Source organism: Pseudomonas sp. MF6767 (assembly GCF_016405475.1).
GTDB lineage: Bacteria > Pseudomonadota > Gammaproteobacteria > Pseudomonadales > Pseudomonadaceae > Aquipseudomonas > Aquipseudomonas paracarnis.
The window spans coordinates 190,780-207,848 of sequence record NZ_JAEKCY010000004.1 but is presented as its reverse complement, the minus strand read 5'-3'; the positions used below and the strand labels follow the sequence as shown (position 1 = coordinate 207,848).

General features: G+C 61.1%; 12 protein-coding genes and 2 pseudogenes. All 14 read right to left on the bottom strand.

Annotated elements, in window-relative coordinates:
* Positions 1-85: 85 nt before the first annotated feature.
* Positions 86-820 (bottom strand): amino acid ABC transporter ATP-binding protein, encoded by a 735-nt coding sequence (locus JFT58_RS09505; protein ID WP_034125863.1) that lies wholly within the window; start codon positions 818-820, stop codon positions 86-88.
* A complete protein-coding gene (locus JFT58_RS09500) occupies positions 813-1,772 on the bottom strand; it encodes an amino acid ABC transporter permease (protein ID WP_054897532.1) in 960 nt (319 codons plus the stop codon). The genes JFT58_RS09505 and JFT58_RS09500 overlap by 8 nt, the downstream gene beginning before the upstream one ends.
* 130 nt (positions 1,773-1,902) lie before the next feature.
* Entirely contained in the window at positions 1,903-2,700 is a 798-nt protein-coding gene (locus JFT58_RS09495) for a transporter substrate-binding domain-containing protein (protein ID WP_032901820.1), read from the bottom strand.
* Positions 2,701-2,919: 219 nt separating this feature from the next.
* Positions 2,920-3,720, bottom strand: a complete 801-nt coding sequence (locus JFT58_RS09490; protein WP_034125555.1) for a transporter substrate-binding domain-containing protein — start codon at positions 3,718-3,720, stop codon at positions 2,920-2,922.
* A 179-nt stretch (positions 3,721-3,899) separates the two neighbouring features.
* Positions 3,900-6,478 (bottom strand): annotated as a pseudogene (gene mdoH, locus JFT58_RS09485) (glucans biosynthesis glucosyltransferase MdoH); the annotation flags it as partial.
* The gene (locus JFT58_RS09480) at positions 6,471-8,207 is read right to left on the bottom strand and encodes a glucan biosynthesis protein G (RefSeq protein ID WP_034125862.1); all 1,737 of its coding nucleotides are present in this window, start codon (positions 8,205-8,207) and stop codon (positions 6,471-6,473) included. The pseudogene mdoH and the gene JFT58_RS09480, both read right to left, overlap by 8 nt.
* A 267-nt stretch (positions 8,208-8,474) precedes the next feature.
* Positions 8,475-8,912 carry a D-aminoacyl-tRNA deacylase gene (gene dtd, locus JFT58_RS09475; protein WP_034125553.1) on the bottom strand — a complete coding sequence of 146 codons (438 nt, stop codon included), beginning with the start codon at positions 8,910-8,912 and terminating at the stop codon, positions 8,475-8,477.
* Complete coding sequence (gene pip, locus JFT58_RS09470; RefSeq protein ID WP_034125552.1) at positions 8,909-9,880, bottom strand: prolyl aminopeptidase; 972 nt, start codon at positions 9,878-9,880, stop codon at positions 8,909-8,911. Before pip ends, dtd begins: the two co-directional genes overlap by 4 nt.
* A 103-nt stretch (positions 9,881-9,983) precedes the next feature.
* Positions 9,984-10,103, bottom strand: a pseudogene (locus JFT58_RS09465) (alpha/beta hydrolase); the annotation flags it as partial.
* A gap of 138 nt (positions 10,104-10,241) precedes the next feature.
* Positions 10,242-11,042, bottom strand: coding sequence for an N-formylglutamate deformylase (gene hutG, locus JFT58_RS09460; protein WP_198834372.1), 801 nt, complete (start codon positions 11,040-11,042; stop codon positions 10,242-10,244).
* 12 nt (positions 11,043-11,054) lie between these two features.
* Complete coding sequence (gene hutI / locus JFT58_RS09455) at positions 11,055-12,260, bottom strand: imidazolonepropionase (RefSeq protein WP_054897535.1); 1,206 nt, start codon at positions 12,258-12,260, stop codon at positions 11,055-11,057.
* Positions 12,261-12,275: 15 nt separating this feature from the next.
* Positions 12,276-13,685, bottom strand: coding sequence for an amino acid permease (locus tag JFT58_RS09450; RefSeq protein ID WP_034125549.1), 1,410 nt, complete (start codon positions 13,683-13,685; stop codon positions 12,276-12,278).
* Positions 13,686-13,849: 164 nt separating this feature from the next.
* On the bottom strand, positions 13,850-15,388 hold the full coding sequence (hutH, locus tag JFT58_RS09445; protein WP_089042090.1) for a histidine ammonia-lyase: 1,539 nt from the start codon (positions 15,386-15,388) through the stop codon (positions 13,850-13,852).
* A 26-nt stretch (positions 15,389-15,414) separates the two neighbouring features.
* Positions 15,415-16,923 (bottom strand): histidine ammonia-lyase, encoded by a 1,509-nt coding sequence (gene hutH / locus JFT58_RS09440; RefSeq protein WP_054897558.1) that lies wholly within the window; start codon positions 16,921-16,923, stop codon positions 15,415-15,417.
* Between the last annotated feature and the right edge of the window lie 146 nt (positions 16,924-17,069).

Here is a 17,069-nt window from a genome sequence, read left to right as displayed (position 1 = left end):
GCTGGGCTGCACAGCGGCCCCAAAATCTTGGGAGCGCTTCGCACTCCAGCGCGAGCAAGCTCGCTCGCCACAGAGGCAAATATTTCTACAGGACTTGGCGCAGGAAGGCCTGGGCACGCGGGTCTTTTGGCGCATTGAAGAACTCGGCCGGGGCGGCGTCTTCCAGCAGTTTGCCGTGATCGAAAAACAACACCCGGTCTGCCACTTCCCGGGCAAAGCCCATCTCGTGGGTGACGCACACCATGGTCATGCCTTCCAGGGCCAGGGTCTTCATCACGTCGAGCACTTCACCGACCATTTCCGGGTCGAGGGCCGAGGTGGGCTCGTCAAACAGCATCACCTTGGGCTCCATGGCCAGGGCTCGGGCAATGGCGACTCGCTGCTGCTGGCCGCCAGACAGGCGCGATGGAAACTCGTGGGCCTTCTGCGCAATACCGACCTTTTCCAACAGCGCCAGGGCCTTGGCCTCGCGCTCTTGCTTGCCGCGCTTGCGCACGACCTTTTGCGCCAGGCACAGGTTTTCCAGCACGGTCATGTGGGGGAACAGGTTGAAGTGCTGGAACACCATGCCGACTTCACGGCGGTAGGCATTCACGTCGGTCTTAGGGTCGGCCAGTTGCAGGCCGTCGATGCTCACCGAACCCGAATCGAACGCCTCCAACCCATTCAGGCAGCGCAAGAAGGTGGACTTGCCGGACCCCGAAGGACCGATCACCACCAGCACCTCGCCCTTGGCCACTTGGGTGGTGACGTGATCCACCGCGCGCACCAGTTGCCCACGGGTATCGAAGACTTTTACCAGATCGCGTACTTCAATCACTTTGGGCAAGCCTCCGCTCAAGCCGGCTGGCCATCTTCGACAGCGGCAGGTTGATCAGCAGGTACAAGCCCGCCACACAAAACAGGATTTCAAACGGCGAGAAGGAGGTGGTGATCACTTCGCGGCCGCTCTTGAGCAACTCGGTAATCGCGATCACCGACACCAGGGACGTGTCCTTGACCAGGCTGATAAATTGCCCGGCCAGGGGCGGCAGCACACGCTTGAAGGCCTGCGGCAGTACCACGTGGCGCATCGACTGGCTGGCGCTCAAGCCCAGGGAACGCGCCGCTTCATCCTGGCCACGGGTGATGGACTGCACGCCGGCGCGCACGATTTCGGCCACGTAGGCACCCGTGAACAACGACAGCGCGGCAATCCCGGCAAACTCCCGGGACAGGTTGAGCACCGTGCCGATAAAGAAATAGAAAATGAAGATCTGCACCAGCAGCGGCGTGCCCCGCACCAGCTCGACATAGATTGTCGACAGATCGCGCAAGGTGGGATTTTTCGACAGCCTGCACAGCCCGGTCGCCAAGCCAATCGCCAAACCCAGGATGCCGGACACCACCGACAGCCACAGCGTGGTCCACAAGCCCCACATCAATGGTCCCAATGCCCATTGCCGGGTCACGCCGACCACATCGCCTTCAGCCACATCGTCGCCGCGCGCCACTTGCAGACTGTTATCGGCGACTGTGAGCTTTTGCTCGACTCCGGCGTCGTTGCGCAGGGTGACTTCGGCCGTATCGCCTTTGCGCACCAACTCGACCACGGTGGAAATATCCGCGGCGCGCTGGGAGGTCTCGGCTTGATAGGCGAAGTATTGGGGGACGCGGTTCCAGCGCCATTCGTAGGACATCAACGACGTGGCGTAGTACAAGGCACCCGCCAGGCCGACCAGCACCACCACCGTCAGCAGGTGCCAGGGCCATTGGGCTTTTTTATGTTTCATTTCACTTTCCGCATAGGTGTCGCCTGATAGGCCGCCATCGCGGGCAAGCCCGCTCCCACAGATTGATGTGTGAATACAGTCAAATGTGGGAGCTGGCTTGCCTGCGATGCAGGCAACTCGGTGTCAGGCCTTATTCCATGTCCTTGAGCCACTCGGAGCTCTTGAACCACTTGTCATGGATGCGATCGTAGGTGCCGTCGTTACGGATCTGGTGCAGGAAGTTGTTGATGAAGTTGATGCTGTCGTAATCGCCTTTCTTCAAACCGAACGCCAGGGGTTCAAAGGTGAAGGGTTCTTCCAGGAACACCAGCTTGCCGTTACCGACCTTCTTTTCGGCCACCACGTTGTACGGTGCGTCGTAGACGAACGCATCAGCCTTGCCGTTGACCACGTCGAGCACGCCTTCCTGCTCGTTGTCGTAGCCGTGGTACTTGGCCTTGGAGATCAGCTTCTTGGCAACCATCTCACCGGTGGTGCCGAGCTTGGAGGTCAGGCGGTATTTCTCGTCGTTCAGGTCTTTGTAGGACTTGATGGTGCCTTCCAATTCCTTGCGGATCAGCAACGTCTGGCCGACCACGATGAAGGGTTCGCTGAAATTCAGGCGCAGGTTGCGTTCCTGGGTCAGGGTCATGCCGCTGCCGATCATATCGAACTTGCCGGTCAGGAAGGCCGGGATGATGCCGTCGTAACCGGTGGACACCAGCTCCAGCTTGACGCCCATGGACTTGGCCATAGCCTTGAGGATGTCGACTTCGAAACCGATGATTTCACCGCGCTTGTCGGTCATTTCGAACGGCATGTAGGTGGGGTCCATGCCAACTTTCAACGTGCCGCGCTTGACCGCCTCATCAATGGCGCCGGCCTGGGCCGCAGTGGCAGCGACCAGCGCGGTGACGCCGAGCATCAGCATCGAAAGATACTTTTTCATCATCAAGACCCCTGAACGATTCTTATAAGGTTGGCGCACAAGAGGGCTGCGCCATTTCGGGGTGCGATCCTAACCCACTCGTTGTCCGCCACAAAGGTTTCACCGGTAAATGTTATCGGCGTGTGTCGGAAAACCCTGACAGCGACCCGGCCAAACACAGGCGCAGACGCTTCAGCGCGGCCTCTCGATCAGGGATTGATGTGTAAGCAGTTATGACGATCAGTCGATCTCGGCTATCCAGGCCGTATCCCTGAACCACTTGTCATGCAGGCGATCGTAGGTGCCGTCCTGGGCGATCTGGTTGAGAAAATGGTTGATCCAATTGAGGCTGTCGTAATCCCCTTTTTTCAGGCCGAACGCCAAGGGCTCAAAGGTGAAGGGTTGCTCAAGTGCCAACAATGTACTGTTCTGTGGCCGACTCATCGCGATCAGGTTGTAGGGCGCATCATGGATAAAAGCATCGGCCTTGCCTTCAACGACCTGCCGCACGCCTTCTTCCGGGTTGGGCACACTGCTGAGCCGCGCAGATACAAGAAAGCGCTGTGCTGCGGCTTCACCGGTGGTGCCTTGGGTGGTAACCACGCGGTAACTGGCGTCGTCCAGTTCTTCAATACTGGAGACCTTCCCCGCCATGCGTGGGTGCAGCAGCACCGTCTGGCCCACCACGACAAATGAATCACTGAAGTTGAGTTTGAGGTTGCGCTCTTGAGTGACCGTCATGCCGCTGCCAATCAGATCAAACTTGTTCGTCGTCAGCCCCGGCAACAGATCCGTGTAAGGCACTGCCACCAATTCAAGCTCTACGCCAAGTGCGCGGCTCATGGTATGGAGCAAGTCAATTTCAAAGCCGACGATGCGCCCCTGCTTATCGAGCATTTCGAAAGGGACGTTATTGGGGGTTGTACCGACCTTAAGCACGCCCCGGCGCACAGCGTTGTCCAGCGCGCCCGCGTAAAGCAAGCCTGCGTGCCCCCCCAGGAAAAAGCCCATCAGCAATGCCAAACAATACCTTTTGATCATGAATGCCCCCGTGGCGAGTCCAATTTGGGGGGCGATCCTAACCCAGCCGCGGGCACGGCAATACGCCTCGAGCAAAGGTCTTTTGTTTCGAAATAACAAGGAGTTAGCGATAAAAAGGAAGAAGCGAAAAACGCTGTAGGACCAACGTTTGAAACACCCCCGAAGTGAGCCTTCGGGGGTGCCTGAATCAAGCCGGTTGGGCCTGGGACGACTGTGGTTGCAGGGGCAGCAACGGCGCGTGCGGATCGGCCTTGATCGAGGCACGCCAAGCGCCTAGCCACTCGGCGTGGCCTTCGCTCCACACCTGCTCATGCAGGCGAGCCAGGGCCACCGGGTCGCTGAGCAAGGCCAGGCGTTCGCTGTTGTTGAGGCCGGCCGGGCCGACTTTCAACGCGTGGCGAACCCGTTCCATGCGCAGGTATTCGATGGGCTCGGCCTCACGGTGCCGCGAGGTCGCCAAGGCGCAGGCCAGGGCGTTCTGCTGCGGGTCTACCACCGAACGCACAAAGCCGTCGTTGAGGGCGTGCCAACGGTTTTCGTGGGTGTACTTCTCGGTCGAGAGCAAGGCTTGCGGCGGGTTGTATTCCTCAGGGATCAGGAACAGGCTCTCGTCGCGGGACTTGAGGCCCAGCTTGACCCGGCTGGAAATCACCGACACCGGGATCGACAGCATCAGCGAACCGACGATCGGCACCAACCACCACAGGAAGCTCGGGTTCAGCCACACCACCAGCAGGGCCCACAGGAAGCCCAGCAGGGTTTGCGGACCATGACGCTTGACCGCTTCGCTCCATGGCGTGGAGTCATCGTCACGTTGCGGCGAGTTCCAGGTTGCGGCCCAGCCTAGGAAGGCGGCGAGGACGAAACGGGTGTGGAAGATCATCCGCACCGGCGCCAGCAGCATGGAGAACAACATCTCCAGCAGCATCGACAGGGTCACCTTGAACTTGCCACCGAACTCTTTGGCGCCCTTGGCCCAGATCAAGATGATGCTGAGCAGTTTAGGCAGGAACAACAGCACGATGGTGGTGGAGAACAGCGCCACCGCCTTGTCCGGGTGCCATTGTGGCCACAGCGGGTACAACTGGCGCGGCGCCATGAAGTATTGCGGTTCCATCAGGGTGTTCACCGCCAGCAAGGCCGTGGACAACACCAGGAAGAAGAACCACAACGGCGCCGACAGGTAGGACATCACGCCGGTGAGGAACACCGCACGGTGCACCGGGTGCATGCCTTTGACCAGGAACAGGCGGAAGTTCATCAGGTTACCGTGGCACCAGCGACGGTCACGCTTGAGTTCGTCCAGCAGGTTCGGCGGCAGTTCTTCGTAGCTGCCCGGCAGGTCGTAGGCAATCCACACGCCCCAGCCGGCACGGCGCATCAGCGCGGCTTCAACGAAGTCGTGGGAGAGGATCGCACCGGCAAACGCGCCTTTACCGGGCAGCGGCGCCAGGGCGCAGTGCTCGATAAACGGCTTCATACGGATAATGGCGTTGTGGCCCCAGTAGTGGGATTCACCCAACTGCCAGAAGTGCAGGCCGGCGGTAAACAACGGGCCATAGACGCGAGTGGCGAACTGCTGCATACGCGCATACAGGGTGTCCATGCCCGACGCACGCGGCGCGGTCTGGATAATCCCGGCATCCGGCGTGGCTTCCATCAGGCGCACCAGGCTGGTCAGGCACTCGCCGCTCATCACAGAGTCAGCGTCAAGAACGACCATGTACTTGTAGTCACCGCCCCAACGACGGCAGAAGTCGTCGAGGTTGCCGCTCTTGCGCTTTACGCGACGGCGACGACGGCGATAGAAGATCTTGCCGAAACCACCCGCTTCGCGGCATACGTCGAGCCAGGCTTGCTGTTCGGCGATGCAGATGTCGGCGTCGTTACTGTCGCTGAGCACGAAGAAATCGAAGCGGTCCAGGTCACCGGTTGCGGCCACCGATTCGAACGTCGCACGCAAACCGGCGAATACACGCGGCACGTCTTCGTTACAGATCGGCATCACCAGGGCGGTGCGCGCATCCTTTGGAATCGGCTCGTCACCGGCACTTTTACCGGAGATACGGTATTTATCGTGACCGGTCAGCAGCTCCAGGAAGCCCATGAGCGCAGTCCAGAAACCGGCCGACACCCAGCAGAACAGAATCCCGAACATGATCAGGATGCTGGTTTGCAGCGCGTAAGGCAGTACCTGGGTAGCGGTTTGCAGCAGGGTCTGGTTGCGGATCTCGTCGAAGTCGACCAGCGACCAGCCTTGGTACGGCATGATGCCTTTCATGTACCAGCCGGCCACGATGGTCTGGCCCAGCATCAGCACCAACAGGATGTAACGACGGATCGAGCCCACGGTACGCCAGCGCGCAGCCGGCAGTACCCGCTCGTCTTTCGGTGGCTTGGGCGGGTTGGTGCGCCCGGTCATCCGGCGCCAACCGCGCACCAGGATGTTGGTGCGCCAAGGCTCGGGCACCACTTTGGTCCGACGGATCGGCGGCGTGGCCTTGAGGCACACACGACCGCTGGCATCGAGCGCCAGCATCTCGGCGTCTTGTAGCTCTTCGGCGCTGTTGAGGGTCAAGCGACGGCCAACCGACGCTTGGGCAGCGTCGGTCGGTGCGTCGAAGGTCTTGGACGACAGACGTTCGTGCAGCTCGCTGAAGGACTTGCAGCCCGCCAGCTCGGCGCGCTGCTCAGCCGTCATGGGTAGATGCGCCAGGTACTCGGACAGAGTCTCTGGCTTGACTTGAGAATTACTCATCGGCAGGCAACTGATAGCTCCAGGTTTCGGTCAGGACTTGCTCGGTCTTGATCGGCTCCGGCGTGGCTGGGGCAGCCTCAGGCTGTTTGGCTTCCTTGTCCTTGGCGTCTTTCTTGGCCTGTTTCTCATGCTGCTTGGCCAAGACTTTATCGGCCTTGAGCACATGGTTGGAAACCGACTCAGCCTCAGGCTGCACGATATCCTGCACCAGTGCCGCACGCATTTCGGTCGGCTTGCTTGCGTCCTTGATCTTCATACGCAGGGTCAGGCGCCAGCCTTTGGTGTGTTCGTTGTAGCGCACGCTGTTTTCAACCAGTTCAGCGTTATCACCCACACTCACCTGGCTACGCACCGGGGCGTCCGGCAGCAGTTTCTTCAGGGACGGGCCCTCGAAGTCCACCAGGTAGGCCACGCTGCCATCCGGCTGACGGATCAGGTTCGATTGCTTCACATCACCCGTGGAGCGCAGGGTCTGCTTGACCCAGGCACTGTCCGGCGAATGGAAGGCCGCGTCGTCCAGTGTCCAGTGCAGGCGGTAGGCCACGTCCAGCGGCTTGCCGACTTCCGGCAGTTCGGCCGGGCTCCAGAACGCCACGATGTTGTCGTTGGTTTCATCGGCGGTCGGGATCTCGACCAGGTCGACAGAGCCTTTGCCCCAGTCACCTTCAGGCTCGATCCAGGCGCTTGGGCGCTTGTCGTAGTTGTCGTCCAGGTCTTCGTAGTGGCTGAAGTTGCGGCCACGTTGCAGCAGGCCGAACCCACGCGGGTTCTCGACGCTGAAGTTGCTGACCGACAGGTGTTTAGGGTTGTTCAGCGGACGCCAGATCCACTCGCCATTGCCGGCGTGAATCGACAGGCCGCTGGAATCGTGGAGCTCGCGGCGGTAGTTGAGGACCTTGGACGGCTGGTTGGCGCCGAACAGGAACATCGAGGTCAACGGCGCAACGCCCAGCTTGCTGACCTTGTCACGCAGGAACATCTGGGATTTGACGTCCACTACGGTGTCGGTGCCAGGACGCAGGATCAGGCGATAAGCGCCAGTGGCGCGTGGCGAATCCAGCAGCGCGAAAATCACCAGGTGCTTGTCACCCGGCTTTGGACGCTCGATCCAGAACTCGGTGAAACGCGGGAATTCTTCGCCAGACGGCAACGCGGTGTCGATCGCCATGCCACGGGCAGACAAGCCGTACACCTGATCCTTGCCCACGACGCGGAAATAGCTGGCGCCGAGCATGGTCATGATTTCGTCTTGCTTGTCGGCCTTGTTGATCGGGAAAAGCACACGGAAACCGGCGTAACCCAGCTGTTCGGTGGCTTTAGGATCAAATTTCACGTCGCCGAAATCGAAACGCGTCGGGTCGTACTTGATTTCATGCACGCTGTCGGCGGTGACTTCGTTGATTTTCACCGGGGTGTCGAAATGCATCCCCTGGTGATAGAAGGACAGCTTGAACGGGGTGTTCTGATCGGCCCACTCGGCTTTTTCATTGCGGAAACGAATCTTCTGGTAGTCAGCGAATTTCATTTCGCGGAATTCGTTCGGCAAATTGCTGCGCGGAGCTTCGTATTTCTGCCCAGCCAGCTCTTTTGCCTTGGCCGACACATCATCCAGACTGAACGCCCACAGTTGACCCGCGCCGAACAGGCAAAACAGGGCAGAGCCCGTCACCAGTGCGTTTCGTAACCGTTTGGCAGACAATTTTGGTGCATTACAGGGACTAACAATCACGAGCAACCCTCGCCGAAAACAGATCAAAAAACCAACGGCCAGCTATCTATATGCCAGGTTGGCGAGCAATGTTCCGACTCCTCTGGGGCGAAATGATTCCCCATGCGGTTGTCGGACAAGGCTCTACCTAAGTCAAAAATGGACCAAACAACGCTGATCCCCGTAGCGCGCGATTATCTAGTAGCCCGCGAGACAACGCATCAGGGACAGTGAAGTATTTGTAGCGAAACCCTGCGTTTTTAGGCATTAACGTCGTTTTTCATACATTCATGTCTGTAAGAGGAAGGTCACAGGGCCATCATTGACCAAGTGCACCTGCATATCCGCGCCAAAACGCCCCGACGCCACCTTGCCATGCAATTGTTGCGCTTGTAACAACAAGTGCTCAAAAAGCGCCGCTCCCAGGGCCGGAGGAGCCGCTGTGGAGAAGCTGGGCCGTAGCCCGCTTTTGGTATCCGCCGCCAGGGTGAACTGCGACACCAGCAGCAAACCGCCGCCGATGTCCTTGAGGGACAGGTTCATCTTGCCCTCCTCGTCACTGAACACCCGATAGTTAAGCAGCTTGTGCAGCAGTTTGTCGGCGCTTTCGGGCGTATCTGAAGGCTCGACGGCCACCAGCACCAGCAAACCCTGGTCAATCGAGCCTATCACCTCCCCTGCGACCTCAACCCGGGCGCCACGCACCCGCTGCAACAAGCCCTTCATGCTTCTTCAGGCGGCAGGTCGAGCAGGCGCCGGGCCATTTCGCCGGTCGCACGCACCAGTGCGTCGGTGATGCCCGGCTCGGACGCCGCGTGCCCTGCTTCGCGGATCACCTGCAACTCGCTGTTGGGCCAGGCCTGATGCAGCTCCCAAGCGTTATCCAGCGTGCAGATCATATCGTAGCGGCCATGGATGATGACGCCAGGCAGATGGGCGATCTTGTGCATATCGCGAATCAGCTGGTTGGGTTCCAGGAAGGAGTTGTTGGTGAAGTAATGGCATTCGATACGTGCGATGGACAAGGCGCGCTGCGGCTCGGAAAACCGTTCCACATGCTGCGGGCTCGGGCACAGGCCCAACATACGGCCTTCCCAGCCCGACCAGGCTTTGGCCGCATGCATCTGGGCGATCTGGTCGTTGCCGGTCAGGCGCTTGTGGTAAGCGGCAATCATATCGTGGCGCTCTTCCACCGGGATGGGTGCCACATAGTCCTGCCAGTAGTCCGGGAACAGGCGGCTCGCGCCCTCCTGGTAGAACCAGCGAATATCCTGCGGGCGGGCGAGGAAGATGCCGCGCACGATCAGGCCATGCACGCGCTCGGGGTGGGTTTGCGCGTAGGCCAGGGCCAGGGTCGAACCCCAGGAACCGCCGAACAGCACCCATTTGTCGATGCCCAGGTGCTCGCGGATGCGCTCAAGGTCGGCGACCAGATCCCAGGTGGTGTTGTTCTCGAGACTGGCCCTTGGCGTAGAGCGGCCGCAGCCACGCTGGTCGAAGGTGACAATATGGTAGAGGTTCGGGTCGAAATAGCAGCGGCTCTGGGCGTCGCAACCGGAGCCGGGGCCTCCATGGATGAACACGACAGGCAAGCCTTCGGGGGAGCCACTTTCATCGACGTACAGGGTGTGGGTGTCATCGACAGCCAGATCGTGCCGGGCGTAGGGTTTGATCTGCGGGTACCAAGTCTGCATTGCGTGCTCCGTAGGGTGTCGGGTTCATCCCTGGGGGGACGTCTATTATTTTGCCGTCTGGCATCATAAACCCGAATTGTGCAATGAGCATGTCCTTGAGCACTTAGACCTGTGTCAGCAGTTCGCGCCTCAGGTAACCAAGCAGATAGTCATACAGCCGATCCACCTCCGGCACCTGGCCGCGTGCCCGCAAACAACCGTGGGCCAGCCCTTTGCCGGGATGGCGGTGTGTCAGTTGATAAAAGTGTTGCTGAACCACCGTTATCGCAGGCAAGCCAGCTCCCACATTTCGAGCGCATTCTCATGATAGAGCGCGGTCAAGCGGGCTTGCTCGCGAAAGCTATTGCAGCAGCACCAACAATTACCGGTAGTGCTTCTGCCCCCAAGCCAACAGCCCTTCCAGCAACTGCCTCAACACCACCTGCGTCGGCTCGGCCAAATCATGGCGATAACGGAACGGCTCGAACTCCTCCATATAGGTGCTCTGGCACAACTCCAGCTGCACCGCATGAATATCCTGCGCCGGGTTGCCGTAGTGACGGGTGATATGGCCGCCCTTGAAGCGCCCGTTCAGCACATGGGTATATTGCGGATGCTGAGCGCAGATGGCTTCCAACTGGCTTGCCAGCTGCGGGTCGCATGCAGCGCCGTTGAAGGTGCCCAGATTGAAGTCCGGCAATTTGCCGTCGAACAGGTGCGGGATCAACGAGCGGATCGAGTGCGCATCGAACAGCAACGCATAACCGAACTCGGCCTTGAGGCGTGCCAGTTCTTCTTGCAGTTGGCGGTGGTACGGCCCCCAGATTTTTTGCAGGTAGCTGGCCCGCTCTTCGTCGGAGGGCGTTTGCCCTTCACGGAACAACGGCACGCCATCGAACAGCGTCTCTGGGTACAGGCCGGTAGTAGCACCGGCATACAGCGGCGCGTTGTCGGAGTGCCGGTTGAGGTCGATGACAAACCGCGAGTACTCCGCCGCCAGGGTGCTGGCGCCCAGCTCTTCGGCAAAGTCATACAACAGCGGGATATGCCAATCGGTATCCGGCAGGCTTTGCGCCTCGGGGATCAACCCGGCCTCGACCGCAGGGGTGAGCCGCAGGCCGGCGTGGGGCATGCTGATCAGCAGCGGCACGCGGCCTTGTTTGAATGTCAGAACCTTATCCACAACTGCATCCTCTCAAACAGTGACGTCGACGCCGTGGCGCACGACGCGTTTATCCAGTTCGCCACCCAGCCAGTAGGCCAGGTCGGCGGGGCGATCGATCTGCCAGGCGACAAAATCCGCGACCTTGCCCACTTCCAGGGAACCATGGGTATCGCCCAGGCCCAACGCGGTGGCCGCGTGTTGCGTGGCGCCGGCCAGGGCTTCTTCCGGGGTCATGCGGAACAGGGTGCAGGCCATGTTCAGCATCAGCCGCACCGACAGCGCCGGTGAAGTGCCGGGGTTGAGGTCGCTGGCGATGGCGATCTTCACGCCGTGTTTGCGCAGGGCGTCCATGGGCGGCAACTGGGTTTCACGCAGGAAGTAGAACGCGCCCGGCAATAGCACGGCGACGGTACCGGCCGCAGCCATGGCGATGGCGTCTTCTTCAGTCATGAATTCCAGGTGGTCGGCCGACAACGCGTGGTAGCGCGCCGCCAGGCTTGAGCCATGCAACGACGAGAGTTGCTCGGCGTGCAGCTTCACCGGCAAGCCAAGTTGCTGGGCGACCTTGAATACCCGCTCAACCTGCTCGGGGGAAAATGCCAGGTATTCACAGAAGGCATCGACCGCATCCACCAACCCCTCGACGGCCAGGGCAGGCAGCATCTGGCTGCAGATGTGCTCGATGTAATCGTCGGCGCGGTCCTTGTACTCCGGCGGTAACGCGTGGGCGGCCAGGCACGTGGCGCGCACGCTGACCGGCAGCGCTTCACCCAGGCGCCGGACCACGCGCAACATCTTGCGTTCGTTGGCCAGGTCCAGGCCGTAGCCGGACTTGATTTCCACCGTGGTCACGCCGTCACGCAGCAAACTGCGCAGGCGCTTTTCAGCGCTCAAGAACAGCTCATCTTCGCTCGCCGCACGGGTTGCGCGCACAGTGCTGGCAATGCCGCCGCCCTTGGCCGCGATCTCGGCGTAGCTGACACCTTCGAGGCGCTGCTCGAATTCGCCGCTGCGATTGCCACCGAACACCGTATGGGTGTGGCAATCGATCAGCCCGGGGGTGACCCACGCGCCTTGCAGGTCATGCACCTGGGCGTAATCTGCGGTTGGCGCCTGGCTGCGGGGGCCGACCCACTCGATGAGCGAGCCGGCAGTCACCATGGCGGCATCCTCGATGATCGAGTATTTGCCGTTGGCCATGGTTGCGACGTGGCAGTGTTGCCAAAGCGTTTTCATCAACGCCTCCCTAAGTTATCGATGAGACAAAACCGGGTCGTAATCGACCTTGGCCGTTTGCCCGGCGGCAGGCTTGACCCACAGCCAGTAGGCGATGATCAGCAGCACGATCCACACGGCGCCTACCATCAACGCCGCCTGGGTATCCGGGAAGTAACCGAGTACACCAAACACAAACAGCATGAACACAATGGCCGCCGCCGGCGCATAAGGCCAGAACGGCACCGGGAATTTCAGTTCGGCGATCTGCGCCTTGGTCATCGAGCGGCGCATGGCGACCTGGGTAAACAGGATCATCAGCCATACCCACACGGTGGCGAAGGTGGCAATCGAGGCGATCAGCAGGAACACGTTTTCCGGGATCAGGTAGTTGAGTACCACACCGCCGAGCAAGGCGGCGCCCATGACCACCACGGTCATCCATGGCACGCCTTGTTTGGACAATTGCGCGAAGCCCTTGGGCGCCTGCCCTTGTTGAGCCAGGCCGTACATCATGCGCCCGGCGCCGAAAATGTCGCTGTTGATCGCCGACACCGCCGCCGAGATCACCACGATGTTGAGGATGGTCGCCGCCGAGCCAATCCCCAGGTTGCTGAAGATCTGCACGAACGGGCTGCCCTGGCTGCCGATCTGCGGCCACGGGTAGATGGCCATCAACACGAACAGGGTGAGCACGTAGAACAGCAGGATACGCAGCGGCACAGCGTTGATCGCCTTGGGGATCACCCGCTGTGGGTCCTTGGCTTCACCGGCGGTGATGCCGATGATTTCGATGCCACCAAAGGCAAACATCACCACCGCAAACGAGGCGATCAGCCCACCGATGCCGTTGGGCATGAAGCCGCCGTGGGCCCACAGATTGCTCAAGCCACTGGCCTGGGTTTCGCCTGCCGAGTGAATACCAAACAGCATGATGCCAAAACCGCCGAGGATCATCGCCACAATGGCACCGACCTTGAGCAACGACAGCCAGAACTCCATCTCGCCAAAGACTTTGACGTTGCACAGGTTCAGGCCGCCGATCAGGAATACGATGCCCAGCACCCAGACCCAACGGGCCACTTCGGGAAACCAGAAGCCCATGTAGATGCCGAACGCGGTGACGTCGGCGAGGCAGACGATGATCATTTCAAAGGCGTAGGTCCAGCCGAGGATAAACCCGGCCATGGGCCCCAGGTAGGTGCTGGCGTAGTGGCCGAAGGAGCCAGACACCGGGTTGTGCACGGCCATCTCACCGAGGGCGCGCATCACCATGAATACAGCAGCGCCGCCGATCAGGTAGGCCAGCAGCACGGCAGGACCGGCCATCTGGATGGCGGAGGCAGAGCCATAGAACAGCCCGGTGCCGATCGCGGAACCGAGGGCCATGAAGCGAATATGTCGGGCGTTGAGCCCGCGTTTCAAACCTTTTTCTGGCTGGTGCATTTCTCGTCCCTAATTATTCTTATGAGGAGAAGATCGTTCCCACGCTCGGCGTGGGAACTCCGACCTGGACGCTCCGCGTCCGCTTTTAGAGCGGTGACGCAGAGCGTCACAGGATGCATTCCCACGCGGAGCGTGGGAATGATCAGGCACAGACCGAGTCCCGGTCAGAGGCTTGGCAGCAACTTGGCCGGCACCAGCTCATTCAGGCAGCGGCTGGCGAGCAGTTCGCTGGCGGCGTTGATGTCCGGGGCGAAGAAGCGGTCCTTGTCATAGAACGCCACCTTGTCGCGCAGGATGCCACGGGCTTTTTCCAGCTTGGGCGAGGTCTTCAGGCCGTCGCGCAGGTCCAGGCCCTGGCACGCCGCGAGCCATTCCACCGCGAGGATGCCCCGGGTGTTCTCGGCCATTTCCCACAAACGCTTGCCCGCAGCCGGGGCCATGGACACGTGGTCTTCCTGGTTGGCCGAAGTCGGCAAGCTGTCGACGCTATGGGGATGGGCCAGCGCCTTGTTCTCGCTGGCGAGTGCGGCAGCGGTCACCTGGGCGATCATGAAGCCGGAGTTCACCCCGCCATTGCCCACCAGAAACGGCGGCAGTTGCGACATATGCTTGTCCATCATCAACGAGATCCGACGCTCGCTCAGGGAGCCGATTTCGGCAATGGCCAGCGCCATGTTGTCGGCGGCCATGGCCACGGGTTCAGCGTGGAAGTTGCCACCGGAAATCACATCGCCTTCGGCGGCAAAGACCAGCGGGTTATCCGACACTGCGTTGGCCTCTACCACCAGCACCTCGGCGGCCTGGCGCAATTGAGTCAGGCACGCGCCCATGACCTGTGGCTGGCAACGCAGGGAATACGGGTCTTGAACCTTGTCGCAGTTCTGGTGCGATTGGGACACCTGGCTGCTCTCACCGAGCAGGTCACGATAGGCCGCTGCCGAGTCGATCTGGCCACGCTGGCCACGCGCCGCATGAATACGCGCATCGAACGGCGAACGCGAACCCAGTACCGCTTCCACAGTGAGGCCGCCGCAAGCGAGGGCAGCGGCGAACAGGTCTTCGCCTTCGAACAGGCCACGCAGGGCATAGGCCGTGGACACCTGGGTGCCGTTGAGCAGCGCCAGGCCTTCTTTGGCGGCCAGGGTCAGCGGCGTGAGGCCGGCGATTTTCAGTGCCTCGGTGGCTTCCAGCCATTCGCCCTTGTAACGCGCCTTGCCTTCGCCAAGCAGTACCAGGGACATGTGCGCCAGCGGCGCCAGGTCACCGGAAGCACCCACTGACCCCTTGAGCGGAATGTGCGGGTACACCTCGGCGTTGATCAGCGCGATCAGCGCGTCGATCACCTGGCGACGAATCCCGGAGAAGCCACGGCTCAGGCTGTTGACCTTGAGCACCATGACCAGTCGCACCAGTGCATCGCTGATCGGCTCACCGACGCCGGCGGCGTGGGACAGCACCAGGGAACGCTGGAGGTTTTCCAGGTCTTCGCTGGCGATGCGGGTCGATGCCAACAGGCCAAAACCGGTGTTGATGCCGTAGGCGGTGCGGTTCTCGGCGAGAATCTGCTCCACGCAGGCAACGCTGGCTTCGATCTGGGCCGAGGCGCTGTCATCCAGGCTGAGGGTTACTGGCTGCTGGTAGATGGCACGCAGTTGGGCGAGGCTCAGTTGGCCTGGAATCAGGTTTAGCGCAGTCACATTCATACTCCTTGTGAATTGTTCTTAGGTGTTCAGTGCAAATTCGGTAAAGCAGTGTCTTTAAGCAATTGGGCAGCGGCGGCAATATCCGGCGCCAGCCAGCGGTCCTGTTCATACGCAGGGACCACTTCGCGCAGCAAACGCCAGGCGCGGTCGGTACCGGCGCCGAAGCGCTGGTCCTTGAGAAACTCGAAAGCCTGGGCCGCCAGCAGGTACTCGATGGCAAGAATCTGGGTGACGTTGGCCAGCACCTGGTGCAACTTGAGCGCGGCGTTGGTGCCCATGCTCAAGTGGTCTTCCTGCAGGCCCGAGGTGACGAAGTTGTCGAGCACCGCCGGTTGCGCCAGCTGACGGTTTTGCCCGCACAGGGACGCGGCGACGTACTGCACGATCATCATTCCGGAGTTGACGCCCGGGTTGCTCACCAGGAAGGCTGGCAGGCCGCTGACATGCGGGTTGACCAGGCGATCCAGGCGACGCTCGGCCACCGAACCGATCTCGGCCATGGCGATGGCGAGCATGTCGGCCGCCAACGCGACGGACTGCCCGTGAGGGTTGGCCTGGGACACCACGCGGTAATTATCCGGCGTGCCCAGCACCAGCGGGTTGTCGGTGGCGCTGTTGAGTTCGGTCTCGATCTGGCGCGTGGCGTGTTCTACCTGGTCGCGGGCCGCGCCGTGAATCTGCGGAATCGAGCGAATGCTCAAGGCGTCCTGGGTGCGAATACCTTTGCTGCTGGCAATCACCTCACTGCCGTCGAGCAGGGCACGCAGGTTGATACCTACGTGCTGCATGCCCGGGTGCGGCTTGAGGGCGATGATGGCTTCGTCAAAGGCGTCAATCTGGCCGCGCTGGGCTTCGAAGCTCATGGCACCGATCACGTCGGCCCACTGCAGCAAGTGATGCGCGTCGGCCAGGGCCAGGCAGCTCAGGCCGGTCATGCACGGCGTGCCATTGACCAGGCACAGGCCGTCTTTGGCGCCGAGCACCACCGGCTGCAAGCCTTCAGCCTGCAACGCGTGTTGCGCCGTGACGATCTGGCCGCGATAACTCACATTACCAACGCCCAGCAGGGCCACGCCGATATGGGCCATGTGGGTCAGATACCCCACCGAGCCTTGGGACGGTACTTGCGGGGTGATGCCGTGGTTGAGCAGCGCCAGCAGCGCGTGCACCACCTGCGGATGCAGGCCGGATTTGCCGTGGCTGTAGTTGATGATCGCCGCGCAGATGATCGCACGGGTCTGCTCGTCGCTGAGCACCGGGCCGACGCCGCAGGCGTGGCTCAACAGCGTATTGCGCGACAGTTGGCTCAGTTGCTCGGTCTTGAGCGAGACGTTGCACAGCGCGCCCAGGCCGGTGTTGACACCATAGGCACGCTCGCCGCTGGTGACGATGCGCTGCACGATGGCCTGGGCATTGTCGACACGCGCCCAGGCGTGGCCCGACAGTTCGAGCATGGCGCCGTGGCGGGCGACGGCGGTGACGTCCTGCCAGCGCATGGGGGTGTCGGCGATGATGATTTTGGTTGCCTGGGACATCTTCATACCTTCTTCAATTCTTAGGCAGCATTGATCGTTCCCACGCTCTGCGTGGGTACGCCGCCTGGGACGCTCTGCGTCCCCCCAAGTGACGCGGAGCGTCACGAAATGCGTTCCCACGCGGAGCGTGAGAACGTTCAAGCCCG